The organism is Pseudomonas sp. B21-021, assembly GCF_024749205.1.
Classification (GTDB): Bacteria; Pseudomonadota; Gammaproteobacteria; order Pseudomonadales; family Pseudomonadaceae; genus Aquipseudomonas; species Aquipseudomonas paraglycinae.
This window is the reverse complement of sequence record NZ_CP087192.1, coordinates 2,808,749-2,828,424: the sequence shown is the minus strand read 5'-3', so window position 1 is coordinate 2,828,424 and position 19,676 is coordinate 2,808,749. Positions and strand designations below refer to the sequence as shown.

17 protein-coding genes are annotated in these 19,676 nt (G+C 58.8%); 4 read left to right on the top strand and 13 right to left on the bottom strand.

The features are described 5' to 3' along the window. Nucleotides 1-22: 22 nt before the first annotated feature. Genes LOY31_RS12490 through LOY31_RS12465 form a run of 6 tightly spaced genes read right to left on the bottom strand, consistent with a single transcriptional unit; the run spans nucleotide 23 to nucleotide 5,975 of the window. Nucleotides 23-1,048: an ABC transporter permease gene (locus LOY31_RS12490; RefSeq protein WP_258713393.1), complete on the bottom strand. Its 1,026-nt coding sequence runs from the start codon at nucleotides 1,046-1,048 to the stop codon at nucleotides 23-25. Further along, a complete protein-coding gene (locus LOY31_RS12485) occupies nucleotides 1,041-2,597 on the bottom strand; it encodes a sugar ABC transporter ATP-binding protein (RefSeq protein WP_258713392.1) in 1,557 nt (518 codons plus the stop codon). The genes LOY31_RS12490 and LOY31_RS12485 overlap by 8 nt, the downstream gene beginning before the upstream one ends. A gap of 8 nt (nucleotides 2,598-2,605) precedes the next feature. Next, complete coding sequence (locus tag LOY31_RS12480) at nucleotides 2,606-3,277, bottom strand: methionine ABC transporter permease (RefSeq protein WP_007955507.1); 672 nt, start codon at nucleotides 3,275-3,277, stop codon at nucleotides 2,606-2,608. After that, nucleotides 3,274-4,074 carry a methionine ABC transporter ATP-binding protein gene (locus tag LOY31_RS12475; RefSeq protein ID WP_258713391.1) on the bottom strand — a complete coding sequence of 267 codons (801 nt, stop codon included), beginning with the start codon at nucleotides 4,072-4,074 and terminating at the stop codon, nucleotides 3,274-3,276. Before LOY31_RS12475 ends, LOY31_RS12480 begins: the two co-directional genes overlap by 4 nt. After that, nucleotides 4,071-4,880, bottom strand: coding sequence for a MetQ/NlpA family ABC transporter substrate-binding protein (locus LOY31_RS12470; RefSeq protein WP_258713595.1), 810 nt, complete (start codon nucleotides 4,878-4,880; stop codon nucleotides 4,071-4,073). The genes LOY31_RS12475 and LOY31_RS12470 overlap by 4 nt, the downstream gene beginning before the upstream one ends. 42 nt (nucleotides 4,881-4,922) lie before the next feature. Then, nucleotides 4,923-5,975, bottom strand: a complete 1,053-nt coding sequence (locus LOY31_RS12465) for an isopenicillin N synthase family oxygenase (protein WP_258713390.1) — start codon at nucleotides 5,973-5,975, stop codon at nucleotides 4,923-4,925. A 656-nt stretch (nucleotides 5,976-6,631) separates the two neighbouring features. Here LOY31_RS12465 and LOY31_RS12460 point away from each other — a divergent pair. From LOY31_RS12460 to LOY31_RS12445, 4 genes are read left to right on the top strand one after another with little or no spacing between them, the layout of a single operon-like run. After that, nucleotides 6,632-8,086: a DUF3375 domain-containing protein gene (locus LOY31_RS12460; RefSeq protein ID WP_258713389.1), complete on the top strand. Its 1,455-nt coding sequence runs from the start codon at nucleotides 6,632-6,634 to the stop codon at nucleotides 8,084-8,086. After that, a complete protein-coding gene (locus tag LOY31_RS12455; protein ID WP_258713388.1) occupies nucleotides 8,083-8,835 on the top strand; it encodes a DUF4194 domain-containing protein in 753 nt (250 codons plus the stop codon). The genes LOY31_RS12460 and LOY31_RS12455 overlap by 4 nt, the downstream gene beginning before the upstream one ends. After that, entirely contained in the window at nucleotides 8,828-12,214 is a 3,387-nt protein-coding gene (locus tag LOY31_RS12450; protein WP_258713387.1) for an ATP-binding protein, read from the top strand. Before LOY31_RS12455 ends, LOY31_RS12450 begins: the two co-directional genes overlap by 8 nt. Continuing rightward, entirely contained in the window at nucleotides 12,211-13,422 is a 1,212-nt protein-coding gene (locus LOY31_RS12445; protein ID WP_258713386.1) for a DUF3322 domain-containing protein, read from the top strand. Before LOY31_RS12450 ends, LOY31_RS12445 begins: the two co-directional genes overlap by 4 nt. 155 nt (nucleotides 13,423-13,577) lie before the next feature. Here LOY31_RS12445 and catA read toward each other — a convergent pair whose 3' ends face one another. The 7 genes from catA to benA are packed head-to-tail and all read right to left on the bottom strand — an operon-like array spanning nucleotide 13,578 to nucleotide 19,670. Further along, on the bottom strand, nucleotides 13,578-14,492 hold the full coding sequence (gene catA / locus LOY31_RS12440) for a catechol 1,2-dioxygenase (RefSeq protein WP_258713385.1): 915 nt from the start codon (nucleotides 14,490-14,492) through the stop codon (nucleotides 13,578-13,580). 38 nt (nucleotides 14,493-14,530) lie between these two features. Then, on the bottom strand, nucleotides 14,531-14,821 hold the full coding sequence (catC, locus tag LOY31_RS12435) for a muconolactone Delta-isomerase (protein WP_085747494.1): 291 nt from the start codon (nucleotides 14,819-14,821) through the stop codon (nucleotides 14,531-14,533). 18 nt (nucleotides 14,822-14,839) lie between these two features. Further along, on the bottom strand, nucleotides 14,840-15,961 hold the full coding sequence (locus LOY31_RS12430) for a muconate cycloisomerase family protein (RefSeq protein ID WP_258713384.1): 1,122 nt from the start codon (nucleotides 15,959-15,961) through the stop codon (nucleotides 14,840-14,842). Between the two features lie 22 nt (nucleotides 15,962-15,983). Further along, nucleotides 15,984-16,745, bottom strand: coding sequence for a 1,6-dihydroxycyclohexa-2,4-diene-1-carboxylate dehydrogenase (locus LOY31_RS12425; protein WP_258713383.1), 762 nt, complete (start codon nucleotides 16,743-16,745; stop codon nucleotides 15,984-15,986). Between the two features lie 27 nt (nucleotides 16,746-16,772). Then, nucleotides 16,773-17,780 (bottom strand): benzoate 1,2-dioxygenase electron transfer component BenC, encoded by a 1,008-nt coding sequence (gene benC, locus LOY31_RS12420; RefSeq protein ID WP_258713382.1) that lies wholly within the window; start codon nucleotides 17,778-17,780, stop codon nucleotides 16,773-16,775. A gap of 46 nt (nucleotides 17,781-17,826) precedes the next feature. Continuing rightward, entirely contained in the window at nucleotides 17,827-18,315 is a 489-nt protein-coding gene (gene benB, locus LOY31_RS12415) for a benzoate 1,2-dioxygenase small subunit (protein WP_258713381.1), read from the bottom strand. Then, nucleotides 18,315-19,670 (bottom strand): benzoate 1,2-dioxygenase large subunit, encoded by a 1,356-nt coding sequence (benA, locus tag LOY31_RS12410; protein ID WP_127797829.1) that lies wholly within the window; start codon nucleotides 19,668-19,670, stop codon nucleotides 18,315-18,317. The genes benB and benA overlap by 1 nt, the downstream gene beginning before the upstream one ends. Between the last annotated feature and the right edge of the window lie 6 nt (nucleotides 19,671-19,676).

Sequence of the window (19,676 nt, the reverse complement as noted above, 5' to 3'; positions counted from 1 at the left end):
CTTGAAGCATCAATAAAACGGCTCAGCGCGCCCGATGCGCGAGGCCGAAGGTGAACATCAGGGCCAGCACCAGCACCAGTCCCTTGACGAAATCCTGCGCGTAATACGGCGCGTTGAGCATGGTCAGGCCGTTGAGCAACGAAGCCACCAGCAACGCGCCGACCAGCGTGCCGAACGCGTTGGGCTTCTTCGCCCCGAGTACGGCAAAACCGATCAGCGCAGCGCCCAGCGCGTCAAGCACCAGCCCGTTGCCGGAGCTGACATCACCGCGCCCCAACCGCGCCGCCAGCAGCAAACCACCGAGCGATGCGAGCAGCGCCGAGAGCACGTAAGCCAGCAACTTGAAGCGCTGCACCGGCGCACCGGCCAGACGCGCCGCCTGCTCGTTGCCGCCAATCGCATAGAACAACCGGCCGATGCGCGTGCGTTCGAGAAACAGCCACACCGCCACCGCGACCACCGCCGTGATCAACACCGGAACCGGCACGATGTCCCACAGCCGTTCGCGGCCCAGCGCCAGAAACAACGCACTGAACGAACCCTCGGCTTCGTCGCCGTTGGGTAAAGTCATGCCCACCGCAATCGAGCGCCCGCCCGTGGGAATCAGTTGCACGCCGATCACCAGGAACATGCTGCCGAGCGTCGCGAGAATGTCCGGCACGCGCATCTTCACGATCAGCCAGCCGTTGAGCAGCCCGACCAGCGCGCCGCCCGCGAGGCTGATCAGCACCGCCGGCACCGCGCCCCAACCGAGTACCACCATCACGTAACTGGCGATCATCAGGCTCATGGCCGCCACCGCGCCGATCGACAAGTCCAGCCCGCCCACGGCCATGGTCAGCGTCACGCCCAATGCCAGCAGCGCGACAATCGACACCGACTGCAGAATGCTGAACAGGTTGCCGACGCGCAGGAACGCCGGTTCCGCGACACTGAAAAACACCACGATCAACGCCAGCACCCACAGCAGGCCGTAGCGGATCAGCGCTTGCACGAAGCGCTCGGACGACGCCGGGGTGGATGACAACAGGGAACTCGAATCAGGCACTCGCTCTACTCCTTGGCGCGGCTTGAACAAAAGAATTTTGCGGATCGCTGCCGGCCAGCGCCGCGACCAGGGTGGCGCGATCCAGCCCGGCACGCGGGTACTCGGCCACCACCGCGTGATCGCGCACCAGCAGAATCCGGTCGGCGATCTCCAGCGCCTCATCGACGTCCGAACAGATCACCAGCGTGGCGCGGCCAGCGGCGCTGTCGCGCAGCAGTTGGCCGATCTCGCGCCGGGCACGCACATCGACGCCCTGAAATGGCTCGTCGAGGATCAGCACCCTGCCCTCGCCGAGCAGCCAGCGACCGAGCACGACTTTCTGCTGATTACCGCCGGACAACGCGCTCATCGGCACATCGATGCCGGCGGTCTTGATTCCCAGCGCCGAGACTTGCGCCTCGACCGCCGCTGCTTCGGCACGGTTGCGGATGAAACCACCACGGGTGAAGCGTTCGAGGAACGGCAAGGTCAGGGTTCGACGCAATGAAAAATCCGGCACCAACGATTGGCTCGCGCGATCTTCGGCGGCGAAGAACACACCACTCTGGATCGCCTGCCGGGGCGAGCCCGGTTGCCAGTCGGTGCCGTCCAGTTGCAGAGAGCCGGACACCGGTTTGCGCAGCCCGAACAGCACTTCGGCGATTTCGCTTTTGCCGGCGCCGAGCAACCCGGTCAGCACCACCACTTCGTTTTCGTGCAGGGTCAGATCGAAAGCCTGGGTGCGCGGCAGGATTTTCACGTCGCGCAGTTTCAGCACTTCGCGCCCCGCTGCTCGCGGTGCGTAGACGTGAGCTTCCAGCGCCTGACCAAGCATCGCTTCCAGCGCCTCGGGCAATTGCCGGGCACTGAACTCACCGGCCAGTTGCCCGTCACGCAACACCACGGCGCGGTCGGCCACCCGTTGAAGATCGGACAGCCGATGGGAGATGTACAAAATCGCCACACCACGACTGCGCAAGGTGTCGATCAGCCCGAACAGGCGCTGCGCTTCGGCATCCGACAGGGCCGCCGTGGGCTCGTCGAGAATCAGCAGTCGCGGTTGCAGCGCGAAGGCGCGAGCCAGCACCACCAGTTGCCGTTCGGCCTGGCCGAGGTGTTCGATCGGCTGCTCCAGCGGCAGCACCAGCCCGAGGCCGGCGGCGATGCTCGCGGCGCGTTCCAGCAGGCGTTTGCGATTGAGCCAGAAGTCGGCGTCGGGACGGCACAGTTCATCGAGCAGCAGGTTTTCCGCCACACTCAATCCGGGCGCGATGCCTTCATTGATCTGCTGATGGACCGCGACGATGCCGAAGCGGCGCGCCGACAGCGGCGAACTGAAATGCCGGGGCTGGCCATCGATCCAGATCTCGCCGCCCTCGTGGGTCTGGCTGCCGGCGAGGATCTTCACCAGCGTCGATTTGCCCGCACCGTTGGCGCCGAGCAGCGCCACCACTTCGGCAGGAAAAATATCCAGGCTGACCCGGTCCAGCGCCCGGTTCGAGCCAAAGGTCTTGCTCAGTTCACGTACACGAATCAGTGGTTCGGAGACCACGGCGACAGGCGCACCCATAAAATTCCTTAACGTCGATGAGCCAGCGAACGCACCAGTCGATCGCCCAGGCTTTGCACGCCCTGGACGAGGATGACCAACACCACGACGGTGGCGACCATCACTTCATTGTTGAACCGTTGATAACCGTAGCGGATCGCCAGATCGCCCAGTCCGCCACCGCCGATGACCCCGGCCATGGAAGAAAAACCGATCAGCATCACCAGCGTCAGAGTGATGCCCGCCAGCAGGGCCGGCAGCGCTTCGGGCAACAGCACTTTGAAAATCACGTGGCGGATGTCACCGCCCATGGCGAGGATCGCTTCGATCCGGCCCTTTTCGACTTCATCCAGGGCGTTCTCGACGATCCGCGCAAAAAACGGAAAGGCGCCGATGGTGATCGGTACCACGGCGGCGGTGCTGCCCAGCGTGGTGCCGACCACCAGCCGGGTCAGCGGGATCAGGGCAATCAGCATCACCACGAACGGCAGCGAACGCCCCAGATTGATGATCGCCCCCAAGGCTTGATTGAGCCTCGGCAACGGGTACAGACCCTGACGGCGGCTGATGAACAGCAACACCCCCAGCGGCAAACCGATCAGCAAGGTGAACAACCCGGCGAGCAGCACCATGTACAGGGTCTCACCGGTGGCGTTGAGCACCAGTTGCAGGATTTCATTCCAGTCGATCACGCGGTTCATGAGTGGGCCGCCCGTACGCCGTATTGCCGCAGAAAGCTCAAACCGGGCGCGTCATGTCCCAGCGGCAAGCCGCAACTGGGCCGCAGTGAAGCGCCGAGGGTGGACTGCGGATCGGCCAGCAATCGGGCCACCGGCCCCGCCTCCACCAGTTTTCCATTGGCCATGGACGCGGCGTGATCGCAGATCGACTTGACCACGTCCAGTTCGTGGGTAATCAGGACGATGGTCAAACCGAGCTGGCGGTTGATGTCGCGCAACAGCTCCAGAATCGATGCGGTGGTTTCCGGGTCGAGGGCGCTGGTGGCTTCGTCCGACAGCAGATACGCCGGCCGCGCCGCCAGGGCCCGGGCGATCCCGACCCGCTGTTTCTGCCCACCGGACAGTTGCGATGGAAAGGCTTCGGCCTTGTCGCCCAGGCCCACCAGTTCCAGCAGTTCCCGAACCCGTTCGTGGCGCTGTGGTTTGGCGACTTTGGCGATTTCCAGCGGCACCGCAACGTTGTCGAACACGTTGCGCGAATGCAGCAGGTTGAAGCCCTGAAAGATCATGCCGATGCGCTGACGCTGGCGGCGCAGTTCGCTATCGGACAGCGCCGTGAGGTCTTCGCCGTCCAGCAAAATCCGCCCGGCATCCGGGCGCTCGAGCAGATTGAGGCAACGCAGCAGCGTCGATTTACCCGCGCCACTGCGCCCGAGAATTCCGTAGATCGCACCATCGGGAATGCTCAGCGACACCTGATCCAGCGCCGGGGTCGACGCTGACGGATAGGTCTTGCTCAACTGCTCGACGACGATCATGGCTTGACGTCCGCCACCGGAATCACCGAGCCCTTGAAGTTCTCGGCGATGTACTTGGCGACTTGCGGCGAAGTCAGGTCCTTGGCCAATTGCTGGATGCGCGGATCGTTTTCCAGTTTCGGCGTGGTCACCAGAATGTTGGCGTAAGGGTTGTGTTCGGCCTTCTCCAGACCCAGCGCATCCTTGGCCGGCACCAACCCGGCTTCCAGCGCGTAGTTGCCGTTGATCACTGCCAGATCCACGTCGTCCAGTGCGCGGGGCAGTTGCGGCGATTCGATTTCGAGAATCTTCAGGTGTTTCGGGTTTTCCGCGATGTCCTTGGGCGTCGCCTGATCGGCCGCCGGGTCATTGAAGCCGGGCTTGAGCTTGATCAGGCCGTTGTCCTGCAACAGGTACAGCGCGCGGCTCAGGTTGGTGACGTTGTTCGGCACGGCGACCGTGCCTTTGTCCGGCACCTGGGCGAAGGTTTTGTGGCGATGGGAATAGATGCCCAGCGGTTCGATGTGCACCGTGGCGGCCACCGCGAGTTTTTCACCGAGGGCCTTTTCCTGGGATTGCAGGTACGGCAGATGCTGGAAGTAGTTGGCGTCCACATCGCCGTGCACCAGCAGCTCGTTGGAGTTCACACCCTGTGGGATCTCGATCACCTTGAGGTTGAGCTGCGGGTCGAGTTTCTGGATGTACGCCAGAATCTGCGCGTGGGGCACCGGGTCGGCGGCAACGCGCAATGGCTCCAGCGCTTGAGCGCCAAACGAAGTCACCAGCGCGCCGAGGACGGCCAGGGTTAGGCCTGCTTTTTTCAACACTGCTTTTTTCAACATGAGAAAGGTCCTTTTGCGAGTGATGGATCAGGCGTTGGCGGTCTTGCGAAGCGGTGTGCTGGTATTCGACGCATCGGCGTAGAAGCGCTGAGCAACATCGGGATGGGAGCGCAGTCGGCCCTTCAGATAATTCCAGCCGACATCGCGGAACAACGGATTGAGCGGATCACTGGCCGGGCCGCGAGCCTCACGCAGCAACGCCGTCGGCAAGGGATAAAGCGGCACCACTGCATCCAGTTGCGCGCCGAGGAAAAACGCGATGGACAAGCGCTCGCTTCCCACCGGTGGAGAGACCACCCGATGCACCGTGGCACGCAGATAACCGTTGGTAGCCAGCTCCAGCAACTCGCCGATGTTCACCACCAAGGTGTTGCCCCGAGGCAGCGCATCGATCCAGCGCCCCTCTTCGATTTCCACTTGCAGGCCGGCCTGCCGGTCTTGCAGCAGGAAGCTGAGAAAACCCGAATCCTTGTGCGCGCCGACGCCCTGATTGCTCGCCGTCGAGGCTTGCCCCGGATAGCGCATCAGCTTGATGTGTTCGTTGGGTTTGTCGCCGTATAACCGGTCGAAGGCATCTTCCGGCAGCGACAGTGACTGGGCGAATGCGCGCAGCAGGCGCAGCGACATTTGGGTCATGGCTTGCTGCCAGTCGAGCAGCAGCGGCTTGAGTTGCGGCAACGCTTCGGGCCATTGATTCGGCCCTTGCAGCCGCGCCCACAGCGGACTGTCGGCGTTCAACGGCAAGGCGTCGCGCTCGGCGCCCAGATCGAACTGTTCACGTTGATCGGGCTGGCCTCGAGTGATCTCGGAAGCAGCGCGGTTATAACCGCGAAAGTGCGGCGAATTGATCATGCCGACGGCGGTTTTCTGGCTGTCGGGCAAGGCGAAGAACTGGCGGGCATAGTCCTGCACTTGTTTGAGCAGGGTGGCGTCGATGCCATGGCCGGTCAGGTAGAAAAAGCCCACATCGCGGGCGGCATGGCGCAAGTCATCGAGAAAGGCCTGGCGTTGCGACGGCGTACCGTCGAGCAGGGACAGGTCGAGGATGGGTAATACGGTGATGTCTGAGGTGTGCGGCATGATTCACTCCCGTGTGAATCAAACCTGAAGAGTCCGTGATCGATTCAGCGTGTGCCGTCATGGCAATCGGGAGGTCTATCGGTTTGATGCTTTTGATTCGTCTATGAAACAAAACTAAACGATATTAAAAACACCGAACAAATATCTTTTTTGCATTAGCTTAGGTCTGGAATCGAGCGGGCTTCAACTGACTACTGCACCTTTATGGCCACTGTCGATAAGCGCCGACTTAAAGTGGTCTTCGTTTATCGTTCATAAGGTGCTCCGCTACTTTCTCGTTCAACACCCGATATCCCCTCTTCACATTACGACTGCTCCCTGCGATCAGGTTACAGGATGCGTCTTCAAGATCTACATTTGCATCGACCAGGTTGCTCTACAGAATCTCAACGTTTGAGAGTACTTTGGGTATTTTTTAGGGATTTTGTACAGAGCCAAAATTCCGAGTCGCCTTAGGCTCCGGTTTTTTGTCTTACCTTGCAGGAGATGGTTTCTGACGGAAGGATCTGCGTGTTTTAAAGGACATGGATGACATACGGCGATCAGCAAGTCAGGCAGACTCAACGCGATGACTCCGGTGTCAGCTATCACAAGGGCACTGCGCATAGAGTCTGTGAACTGCATCAAAACCCGATTCGGTACATAAGGAGATGTCGATGAGTGTATACGAGCAGCAGGCACGCTACAGACGACTGTTCTCCGAGCATGAGGCGTGGCGCCTTCTACACGCAGACAATGCGCCGATTGTTATGGCCTTCATCAATGATCTTTTTTCGCTGGAGAGCGAGGTGCCATTTGGCAAGGCGCGTGTTGCGCTGGAGGCCGAATTGCCCGACTGGCAAGAAATGTTCGGCCTGCACGACAACGCTGGTACCTACCTGCGCCAATGGATCCAGGCAGGCTGGTTGCGTGAACACGATGACAGGCTTACCCGAACCGATGCCTTCGAGCTGGCGTTGCGCTTTGCTCAAAGCCTGGACCAACGGGATAGCAATGCTACGGCATCACACCTACGTATCGTGCAGGACGCGGTACGAGATCTGGCTATCGCACTCAGCCCCAATGCCGAAGAACGAATCACACTACTGAATGCACGTCGGCAGGAACTCGATCTGGAGATAGAACGATTGCAGATGGGCGAGGTGCAGGAACTCAAGGCACCCGAACAACGAGAGCGAATTAGAGGGCTCTACCAGCTGACATCGGTCCTCACAGGCGACTTTCGGCGTTTAGAAGACGAAATTCGTCAATTGGATCAGCGGATGCGTATTCGCATGATTGAGTCTGAGTCAGGACGTGGTGAGGTGGTGAAAGCGCTGATGGAGTATGAAAGCGAGTTGCTGCAAACCGATGCCGGTCAGGCGTTCGACGGTTTCTATCAGTTACTTTGTGATCAGAATCGAATCATTAAATTCCGGGAGCAAATCCGCTCAATTCTGGCACGCCCCGCATCTCAGTACCTGAAACCAGAAGAACTGCGTTACCTGTCCCATCTCGTTCGAGAGTTGGGCAAGGAAAGTGAGCGGGTGTTCTTAGTAAGGCGCCGTACTGAAGAAAGCCTTCGAGCGTTTGTAGAGAGCGGTGCTCAACAAGAACGACGGGCAGTCGAGCGCCTGCTTCGCCAACTTGAGCGGCTGGCTGTGAATTTCAAAGAGCAGGATTGGAGTTTACGCGAGCCTGTGGAAGTGAACTTGCCAACAGGCAGCCTGCGCATCCGCTCACCGTCCAGTATTCATTTGCGCCTACCTGAAGAACGATTAGACACTCGCCAAGTAACGGCCAACACGAATACTCATGTGGCCAGCCTTGGCATGTTGGGTCATCTCAATACTGTCAAAGCGCTGGAGGTGGCTGAGGACGTTAAAAAGCTGCTCAGTGAACATGGCCCGATGACGGTGGCGGGCATTGTCAATCACCGCCCTATCGCCGGCGGCTTGGAGGAACTGGTAGCCCATGTACGCATCGCCAAAGCGGTCAGTGCGGTGATGCTGGAGCACCCCGAATGTCTGGTGGTCGTAGATCGGGCGGGAAATGGAATTCGGGCGAATATTCCCGCGCTGCTTATGTCTGCCGAACAGTTTCCAGCAGACTTAAAGGAGCTGGCCTTATGAGCGAAGAAAAACAGCACTCCCAACAGGCTCCTGCACTGTTCGATCTATACCGGACGAATATCCCCGAACCACCCTCGGTCAGCGATGAGGTGGAACCTGCTGAGGATCATCTTGCAGTACCTTCCGTTGATGCTTCAGATGTAGGCATGCCGCTAGAAGCCCGGCGAGCGTTGGTGCTCTTACTACGCCAAGGTGTGGTGACGGCTGATTCTAAACGCCTTGCATTCGAGGCACTTTGCCGACATGAAACTCTCATCGCAGAGCATTTGGGCAATATGTTCATGCATATGTTGCTAGACATGAAGGCTGGGATCGCCATTTTGTTACAGCAAGAGGCGCAAGAGCAGGACGATGAAGCAGATGAAACATCACGTCTGGTCAACAAGCGCACGCTCAGCCTCTACGACACGCTGCTATTACTGGTGCTGCGCAAGCACTACCAGGAGCGAGAAACAGCAGGTGAGCAGAAGATCATCATTGATATCGAACGGATTGAGACATTGATGACACCTTTTTTGCCACTGACTTACAGTTCACGCTCTGAACGCAGGACGCTCAATGGATCGCTGACACTATTCAAAGAAAAACGCCTGGTCAGTGCCGTCAGGGGGGACGACGAGCGTTTTGAGATCACTCCGGTGATCCGCTATGTCGTCAATGCCGACTTTCTTGAACGACTTCTGAAGGAGTACGAGCGCCTGGCTGGCGACGCGGACGCCAGTACGAACGAAGAGGTGCGAGATGAATGAGACGACGGAATTGAGTCTGAGTGAATTGTTCAGTACGGGACAAATTCGCCTGTCCGAGCTTTCTGTATATAACTGGGGGTCGTTCCATGGTCTGCATTCCGCGAAAATTGATTCCGAGGGCACTCTCATCACCGGAGACAATGGTGCAGGCAAGTCAACGCTCATTGATGGCTTGATGGCGCTGTTGCTGCCATCCAGCAAGGCGTCGTTCAACATCGCGGCTGCCCAGGGGGATCGCACGGATCGGACCCTCATGTCCTACGTTCGGGGCAACTATGGAAAGGCCCATGATGGTAACGAGACGGCCACCCTGTTGAAACGTTCTGGGGCTACCGCAACAGGACTCCGGGCGCTTTATCAAGCAGAGGATGGTTCGCAGATAACCTTGGCTGCCTTGTTTTGGATTACCCAGCCCAGCAGTGCTCTCAAAGATCTCAAGCACCTATTTGTCGTGGGCAAGCGCGATATACGTCTGGAGCAATTGTTGCACGTCTTCGGGGAGGGCAATGCACGTGTGTTGAAGCAGCATATCAAAGAAGACCCTTTGATAGACGCGTTCGATTCCTTTACCGAGTACCAGGAAATGTATTTACGCCTCCTGCGAATGGAGAATCGCAACGCTCCCGCCCTGCTCTCTCGGGCACTTGGTTTGAAGAAAATTGATGATCTCACCAGCCTGATTCGAGACTTGGTATTGGAGCCTAGCCAGGTTCGAGAGCATGCCAAGCTTGCAGTAAACGAATTCGATGACTTGGTCAGCATTCATAGCGAACTTGATGATACTCGGCGGCAACGGGACGCTTTGATTGAACTCCCCGCCACCAGCCAGCTGCTGAATCAAGCCAGGGAGGAAATGAGGAAAATTTCGACAGAACTAGAGAGTCTGCCAGTCTACTTTGGTGAGCAGTGCTCTCGGCTGTGGCAGGTCAGGCTGAAGCAATATGAAGTGGAGCTGCTTCAGTTGGCGGATGACGTGACACGCCTTAAAAGCTTGGAAGAGCAAGCAACAGAGCGTGTACAGACGCTATTCCATGCCTACCAATCGCAAGGAGGTGAGCGACTGGAGGTACTTCGTAAAGATCTGAAAATAGCAACGGATGAGTATGACGCGAGCGTACGTGATGCGCGACTGTATCAAATGGATGCGCGATCTCTCGGTTTGCCGGAAACCTTGGCGTTAGATCCGTTCAAACTCAACCAAGCCAAGGCGCAAAGTGCGCTGAAGGACATGCCAGCGTTACGACAAATTAAGCAGGATCAATTTGCCTCATCGGCCGCGAATCTGTCCCGAGTGCAAACACAGCTAAAGGAGTTAGTGAGTGAAATCGACGAGATTGAGTCAAGACCAGACTCCAACATTGAACCCTCCTATCAGAAGCTCCGTGATCAATTGGTTGAGAGTTTGTCCCTTGATCGAGCAGAGGTTGTTTTCGTCGGCGAACTGATTGATGTCCAGGAAGAGCAACGGTCTTGGCGAGGTGCGATTGAGCGTGCATTGGGAGGGCATCGCACCACCCTGCTAGTGCCTGACCATCAATATCGTATGGTTACCAAATGGCTGAATACCCGCCACACCGGACTCCACGTAAGAATGCAGGTTGTTCGGTTCAATCAGTCTCGGCAAGCCGCTGATTTTCTGGTAGATGGCTTTTTAAGAAAGCTGGATTGGAAGCCTCATCGTTATCGTGACTGGCTGAAACAGCATCTCTCTCGTTTCGATCTTCACTGTGTGGAGTCTACGGAGCAACTGGACCAAACCGACTTCTCAATGACCATTCAGGGCTTGGTACATCTGGATAAAGGGCGTTTTGAGAAAAAGGATCAGCAGCGCATTGATGATCCACGCTATTGGTGCTTGGGCTTCAGCAATAAAAGCCGCTTGACGGCATTAAAGGTAGAGCGCGTGGCACTGGAGGCAGAAGTACCGAGCCTGGGCGAACTTGTCTTGGCTGACCGCAAAGTGATGGACGGCGTCGAAGAGCACATACGAGTGTGGGAGCGGATTGCCCAAGCCAGTTGGAGGGCCATCGATATACAGTCTGCAAAAGATCGTATGCAATCGCTGAAGGACGATCTAGAGGCACTTGAGCGACCGGGCAGTGAGCTGGGAGTAGCGAAAACGCGCTGGGAGCAGGCTGGCACTGAATTGAAGAAGGTCCAGGAACAGAAAGAAGAAGTCAGCAAAAGAGTCGGAGCGGTGGAAAACAGCGTCGAGCAAACGAATCGAAAACTTGATCGGGCGTACGAAATAGCCAGATCTGGTCTGACGGATACCGTGCGCGAGTTGCTTACCAAACGCATCGGTCAACTGCATCTTGATGACTTGGAGACGGCTGGGGAGATTGAGGGCCACCACCGTTCAGCGTTGGAGAATGTGCGAAAGAACGCTCATACGATTGAAACAGATGCCTCTTCGAAAGCTAGCGGCATCGTCGCTGGATTCAAAACAAAATGGCCAATCATTGCCAATGACTGGTTCACAGGTGTCGAAGGTCTGGATGAGTATGTCGATCATCTTACCCATTTGGAAAAGGAGGGTTTGCCGGATCTGGTGGAGCGTTTCCGAGAACGTCTGAACCGCAACGCAACCCAGTCTTTGGCTCGAATCAGCCAAGGCATCCAAGCGGAGCGCGAAGATATTCAAGACCGAATCGAAACTATAAATGGTGTCCTCGAGCGCACTGAGTTCAAGCAAGGTACTTATCTTCGCTTGGGAAGCCGGCCAGAAATCTTCGAACACGTCAAAGTTTTCAACAGCCAACTGATGCGTGTCCTTGCAAGAGCCGGAAGTGATGATCATGAGGCACGCTTTGTGGAACTAAAGGATTTGATCCAGAAGCTGGATAAGGCTACCAACCCCGCAACCTCGGGAAATATGGAAAGCCTTCGCCTCCTTGACTCACGTTACCAGCTGTCCTTCTTTGCCGAGGAGATTGAAAAAGACAGCAAAAGAGTTCGCGATGTACTGGAATCCTCCAGCGGCAAGTCCGGCGGGGAAAAGGAGTCATTTGCTGGAACCATTGTCGCCGCGAGTTTGGCTTACGTGCTCACTCCCGATGGTAGTGATCGTCCGCTTTACTGCACCGTATTCCTGGATGAGGCGTTCTCCAACACTGCGGAAGCAGTGAGCCGTCGGGTGCTAAAGGTATTTCGGGAGCTGAAGATTCACGTGAATCTGATTACGCCATACAAAAACCTCAATCTTGCTCGCGAATCGGCGCGGTCTCTGTTAATCGCAGAGCGTAATGAGGAGGAGCATGAGAGTCGGCTCTGCGAGATCACCTGGGAAGAAATAGACGAACAACTGGCGCGCCATGCACAACAAAGTTTGCTAACGGATGCCAGCTTATCGGGGATTGAAGTGGAGCCAGTCCAATGAGGGTTTGGGGACGGCTGCCGGAGGATGTTATTGATGAGTTGCGCCGGCTGGAATGGGATCACTCTAGCCGACTTCGAGAGCGCCTTCTTGGTACTCGACCATTCCCAATCACTTGCGCGTTGAAGCCTCCAACCGGTAACCAGCTACTTGAGGACCTTGCCCACTTCCATGGTTACATCGAAGCCTGGCGCAAATGGCAGTGGCCGCTTCAGGTGACTTGGGCGAAGAAGCAATTTCGGCAAGTCGGTGAATGTGATGTCCCCATCCGGCTCGAAATAAACTCCACCCAGGACCTTATCGCTGTGCTGGGAACTCCGGCTATTGAGAGAAGCCAGGGTTGGGCAGAGCGAATGGAACCGTTGCTTTCGTTGGGCAGTACTCTATTCACCACACTCATCAAGCAGCTTTGGGAGTTAGAAAGACTCTCGATGGCGGATATCCATTTGCTGACGAGTGTGTTGCCGCAGTTGCATCGAGGATTGGGCCAGCAACGCTACTTGCGCGCCCTTCCGCTCCAAGGCGTGGATACTAAATTCGTAGAGCTGAACCAAACGCTGATCACTGCCCTGCTGGATGCAATGCATGGTCGGGAGATCTCTGCCCACGGTGGGTTGGAGGCCTGGCTAGAATGCTGCTCGACTCCATCTAATTGGCTCCACGTGAAACCACTTTGTTCTGAAGCCAGAATATTTTTTGGTGGAATTGAACTACTTCAATTGCCCTTCGAACATCTGGTGAACTCTGCATTGCCCGCTCGAAACGTGCTGGTCGTCGAGAACCGTCAAGCCGGATATGAGCTACCCGAGTTGCCAGACACCATTGCGGTATTTGGCGGAGGAGCCAATACCGCCTGGCTACAAGCGCAATGGCTGAAAGATCGACGTATTGGATACTGGGGCGATCTTGATACTTGGGGGTTAAAGATCCTGGCCGATGCTAGGCGAAAACAGCCGCACGTTGAGGCCTTAATGATGGATGAGGAAACATTGCTTGCGCACGTCGAGCGGGGAGTGTGTGAGGAGCGCTCAGCAGAGCTGCCTGAGCAGGGATTGACTATTTCCGAGCGAGCCTTGTTTGATCGGTTAAGGTCCAATCGTGATGGAATTGGCCGGTTGGAACAAGAACGGTTGTCTCAGGACTACGTCGAGCGACGCCTTGTAAATTGGGCCTTTAACGAGAAAACGATGGTCAGCCCGCAGGGACTGTGAACGAATAATAATGTATTAAGACAATTATTTTTTCATATACAGAGCCAGGTGTCGCAAGTGGCCGGAGTCCCTGATGTACAGGGCCTCCAGCTGTTTTAAGCGGAATTTTTTACGAAAACCCGCGTAGTTCTGCACTTCCATCCAGATCTCTTGAATCACGCTTCCTGCAATGCTCTCGGCCGTTGACTGCGCTGCTGCGCCGCCGCATCCGGCGCCTGCTGCAACTGAAAGTCGAACTTCAATTCGGCGCGACGTCCCGCTGCATCCTCCAGAAACTCGACCTCCCCGACCAACCCTTCACGCGTCGCATACGCAAAGTCATCCCACAGGTACTTGTCCCCCGACAGATTGATCTGCGTCGTCAGGTGCCGATGCCCCGGTGCGGAAATAAAGAAATGAATATGAGCCGGGCGCTGGCCGTGGCGGCCGAGCAGGTCGAGGCATTCCTGGGTCGGGCCTTGCGGGTCGCAACCATAACCGGAGGGCACGATGCTGCGGGCGCGGTAGCGGCCTTCGGCGTCGGTGATGATCCGCCGGCGCAGGTTGTATTCGGACTGGCTCTGGTCGAAGAACGAGTACGTGCCCTTGGTGTTGGCGTGCCACAGGTCGACCGTGGCGCCGGCCAGCGGCTGGCCCTGCGGATCGAACACCTGGCCTTCGAGGAACATCACGGTGGCGACGCCCTCCTCGCTGCCGTCGTCCATCCGGCATTCACCTTCGTACAACGGCGCGCCGGCCACGTACAACGGGCCCTCGATGGTGCGCGGCGTGCCGCCGGTCAAGCCGATCTGCGCATCCTTGGCATCCTGCAGCAGGTCGAGAAAATGTTCGAGGCCGAGGCCGGCCACCAGCAGCCCGGCTTCAGAGCGGCCGCCCAGGCGGTTGAGGTAATCGACGGCTTTCCAGAATTCGTCTTCGCTGATCTCAAGGTCTTCGATGATCCAGGCGGTGTCCTGCAACACTCGCAGGACGATGGTTTTCAGACGCGAGCTGCCGCCATCGTTGGCAAAACCGGCGGCTTCTTCGAAGAACTTTTGCAGTTCGGCAGTGTGGGCAATCTTCACGGTCATGGTGTTCACCTCATCTTGTTGTGGGGTCGAGTCCGGGCTCAGCGGTCGTCGGTGTGGATCGACGAGGGGTGGCGGCAGAGGCCGTCGATCTCGATCTCCATGTAGGGAAACAGCGGCAACAGCATCAGGGTGTCGTGCAGCGCTTCGACGCTGGGCACGTCGAACACGCTGTAATTGGCGTAGTGCCCGGCGATGCGCCAGAGGTGGCGCCACTGGCCTTCGCGTTGCAGGCGCTGGGCGAGTTCCTTCTCGTCGGCCTTGAGCTTTGTGGCAACGGCCGGGTCCATGTCAGCGGGCAATTTCACGGTCATTTTTACGTGGAACAGCATGGCGTTCTCCTTGGGAAATCAGTGCCGGCGAAAACGCGCCAGACGCTCTTCATCCAGCGTCAGGCCCAGGCCCGGGGTGCGCGGAATGTGCAGGTGAAAGTCGCGGTACTGCGGGCGCTCGGTGACGATGTCTTCGGTCAGCAACAGCGGACCGAACAGCTCGGTGTCCCAGGTCAATTGCCTGAGCGTGAGGAACGCATGGGCCGAGGCCAGCGTGCCGACGGAGCCTTCGAGCATGGTGCCGCCGTACAAAGCGATGCCGGCGGCTTCGGCAATTTGCGCGGTGCGCAACACGGCGCGCGGGCCGCCGTTCTTGGCGATCTTCAGGGCGAAGACGCTGGCGGCGCCGTCGGCGGCGAGGCTGAACGCGTCCTCGACGCTTTCAATGGATTCGTCGGCCAAGATCGGCGCCGGGCTGCGCTGGTTCAGGCGAACCTGCCCGGAACGATTGACCCGCGAGATCGGCTGTTCGATCAGGTCGATGCCGTTGTCGCCGAGCACCTGACAGCCGCGAATCGCCTGGGATTCGTCCCAGTACTGGTTGACGTCGACCCGCACACTGGCGCGCTCGCCCAGGGCTTTTTTGATCGCCACCACGTGTTTCAGATCCTGCTCCAGCGGGTTGGCGCCGATCTTCAATTTGAAGATCCGGTGCCGCCGCGCCTCCAGCATTTGCTCGGCCTCGGCGATATCGCGGGCGGTGTCGCCGCTGGCCAGGGTCCAGGCCACTTCGAGGCTGTCGCGGACCCGGCCACCGAGCAGTTCGCTCACCGGCAGGCCAAGGCGTTTGCCTTGGGCGTCGAGCAATGCGCTCTCGATGCCGGACTTGGCGAAGGTGTTGCCCTTGGCGATCTTGTCGAGCTTGTGCATCGCGGCGTTGATGTTGCTCGCGTCCATGCCGATCAGCGCCGGCGCCAGGTGCGCGTCGATGTTGGCCTTGATGCTTTCCGGGCTTTCATAGCCGTAGGCCAGGCCGCCGATGGTGGTGGCTTCGCCAATGCCTTCGATACCGTCGCTGCAACGCAGGCGCAGGATCACCAGCGTCTGGTTCTGCATCGTGTGCATCGCCAGTTTGTGCGGGCGGATGGTCGGCAGGTCGACGATGATCGCCGACAGGTTTTCAATCAGGATCCGGTTCATTTCAGTGTCCATTCAAGCGTGATCAACCGAGGTCACCGCCACCGACCGGCAGGGTCACGCCAGTGATGTAGGAGGCGTCGTCCGAGGCGAGAAACAGGATCGCGCCAACCTGTTCGTCAATGGTTCCGTAACGTTTCATCAGGCTGCTATCGAGGGTTTGCGCGACGATTTCCTGATACCAGGCCTGCTCCTGCGCGGACTGTTCGGCGGTGTTGCGCGGGATGCGCCGGGGCGGCGCTTCGGTGCCGCCGGGCGCGGTGGCGTTGACCCGGATCCCGCGCTCGGCATTCTCGAAGGCCAGGCAGGCAGTCAGCGCATTGATTCCGCCCTTGGCCGCGCCGTAGGGAACGCGGTTCAGGCTGCGGGTCGCAATCGACGACACATTGACGATCGCGCCGCGCCCCTGCTTGAGCATGTACGGCAAGGCGGCATGGCAGCACCACAGCGTAGGGAACAACGAACGGCGCACTTCGGCCTCGATCTGCTCGACGTCGTAGTGCTCGAACGGCTTGGCCCAAATGGTGCCGCCAACGTTGTTGACCAGCACATCCAGGCGCCCGAACGTATCGATGGCGGCGCTCATCACCCGGGCGCAATCGGCGTATTGCTCAAGGTCGGCGGTCAGCGACAGCACACCCTCGCCTTGCAGCTCGTGAACCAGTTCGGAGCGGTCGACGGCGATCACCTGCGCGCCCTCCTCCAGCAATCGCTCGCACACCCGGCGACCGATGCCCTGCGCCGCGCCGGTGACCAGCGCGACCTTGTTGGCGAATCTGTTGTTCATGACAACCTCGCAATTCAGAAAGAAGACTCAGGCCGCCGCGAATTTCTCGTAGTAGAAGTTCGCCGGCGTGATGCCCTGCTCGCGGATGTACTGACTGACCGCCTCGACCATCGGCGGCGGGCCGCACAGGTACACGTCGACATCGCCTTCATTGAGGTGGCACGGCTCGATGTGCTGGGTGACGTAGCCCTTGAGCGGGTGCTGGCTCTGCGGATTGGCCACGCAGGCGCCGAAGCTGAAATTCGGGATGCGCGCGGCGAAGGCTTCGAGGCGGTCGAGTTCCACCAGATCGAAATCGTTGGTCACGCCGTAGATCAGGTGAACCGGATGTTCGCTGCCCTGCTCGGCGATCTTCTCCAGCATCGCGGTGAACGGCGCCAGCCCGGTGCCGCCTGCTAACAAAAGCAGCGGACGCTTGATCTCGCGCAGGTAAAAACTGCCCAGCGGCCCGGCCAGATTCAGGCTGTCGCCGGCCTTGGCCAGCCCGGTGAGGAAGCTGCTCATCAAGCCGCCGGGGACATTGCGGATCAGGAAACTGACCTCGCCGTTCTTCTGCAAAGAGCTGAAGGAATAGGCGCGGGATTGCTCGCTGCCCGGCACTTGCAGATTGACGTATTGCCCCGGCAGGAACGCCAGTTTGCTCAGGGACTCGCCCTTGAGCGACAGCGCGATGGTGCTTTCGGAAAGCTGACGGACATCGCTGATCGACGCCTGATAACTTGCCTGTTCGGTCTTGCACACCTGCGAGCCGACCGGCACCCGCACCACGCAATCGCTTTCGGCACGCATCTGGCAGGTCAGAACGTAACCCTGGGCCAGTTCGTCTTCACTCAGGGCGTCTTCGATGAAGTTGTCGCCCATGTCGTAACGCCCGGCCTCGGCGAAACACTTGCAGGTGCCGCAGGCGCCGTCGCGGCAGTCCAGCGGGATGTTGATGCCTTGGCGATACGCCGCGTCGGCAACGGTTTCGTGGCCCGAGGCCTCGATGAAACGGGTAACCCCGTCTTCGAAATTCAGTGCGATCTGGAAACTCATGGTGCACCTCGCTCACAGCGTCGAGCCCGGCTCGCCGCCGTCTCGATCAGATGTGGTAGATGTCGATGACCTGACGGACGTAATCGTTCTTCAACACGACTTTCTTGGCCTTGATCAACGGCTGGTCGCCGCGCAGGTCGAGCGTGTAGAAGCTGGTGCCGAAATAACTGTCGGTGACCTGATAGCGAAAGCTCAGGGTGTGCCAGTTGAAGCGCGCCAGGCATTGCCCTTCGCCCTGCTCGACGATCTCGATGTTGCTGAGGTTGTGCGAGGTGCGGGTGTCGGGGATGGTTGCGCTGGAGCGCTCGGTCTTGATCCGGAACACCCGGTCTTCGAGGCCGCCACGGTTGCCGTACCAGATCAGCGAGATTTCGCTTTGCGGGTCTTCGGTCAGGGTGTCGTGGTCGTCCCAGGCCGGCATCCAGAAACTGGCGTCGGCGGCGTAGAGTTCCAGCCACTGATCCCACTGGCCGTCGTCGAGGTAGCGCGCTTCGCGGTAGAGGAAATCGCGCACGGTGTCGTAGAGGTTGCTCATCACACAGCCTCCACGGGGATCAGGTTTTTATCGGTGGAAGCCGCCTTGAGCATGGTTTCCTGCCAGTACTTGTGTTGCAGCACGAACAGGCCTTCGTCCTCGGTGCGCATGCCGGACAACAAAGGTTTGAGGTCGATTTCCTCGGCCGCCGCGTCCGCGCCTTCGACCCAATGGGTCGCGCCACGGGACATGTCATTCCAGCCTCGCCCGGCGCCGTAGCCGGTCTGGCACGAGCGGAATTCTTCGAGGTCATCCGGAGTGGCCATGCCGCTGACATTGAAGAAGTCTTCGTATTGGCGGATGCGTTTGGCCCGGGCCTCCGCGCTTTCACCTTTGGGGGCGATGCAATAGATGGTGATCTCGGTCTTGTCGACGGAGATCGGCCGGGCGATGCGGATCTGCGAGCTGAACTGATCCATCAGGTAGACGTTGGGGTACAGGCACAGGTTGCGCGAATTCTCGATCATCCAGTCGGCGCGGGCCTGGCCGAAGTCCCGGGCCAGTTCATCACGACGCTCGTAGGCTGGACGGTCCTCGGGGTTGGCCCAGCGGGTCCAGAGAAGCAAGTGGCCGTGGTCGAACGAGTAGAAACCGCCGCCCTTCTTCGCCCAGCTGCCGGCGCTCATGGTCTTGATTTCTTCGCCAGCGTCGCGCTGCTGACGCTGGTTCTGGGTGGCGGCGTAGTTCCAGTGCACGGAGCTGACGTGATAGCCGTCGGCGCCATTTTCGGCGGTGAGTTTCCAGTTGCCTTCATAGATGTAGGAGCTGGAACCGCGCAGCACTTCCAGGCCTTCGGGGGACTGATCGACGATCATGTCGATGATCTTGGCTGACTCGCCCAAGTGCTCGGCAAGCGACTTCACATCGGCATTCAGGCTGCCGAACAGAAAGCCGCGATAGGACTCGAAACGCGCGACTTTGGTCAGGTCGTGAGAGCCTTCGCAGTTGAAGCCTTCGGGGTAGCCGGCTTCGCTTGGGTCTTTGACCTTGAGCAGTTTTCCGCTGTTGTTGAACGTCCAGCCGTGAAACGGGCAGGTGTAGCTGGAACGGTTGCCGGACTTGTGCCGGCACAACATGGCGCCGCGATGGCTGCACGCATTGAGAAAGGCATTGAGTTCACCGGCCTTGTTGCGGGCGATGAACACGGGTTGGCGACCCATGGTGAGGGTCAGAAAGTCGTTGGCGTTGGGGATCTGGCTTTCGTGGGCGAGGTAGATCCAGTTGCCTTCGAAGATGTGCGCCATCTCCAGTTCGAACAGCCGCGGATCGGTGAACATCTCCCGCTTGCAGCGGTAGGCCCCCTTCTCGGGGTCCTCTTCAAGCATGGCATTGAGGTAGTCGATTCCCAGGGACATGGCCGG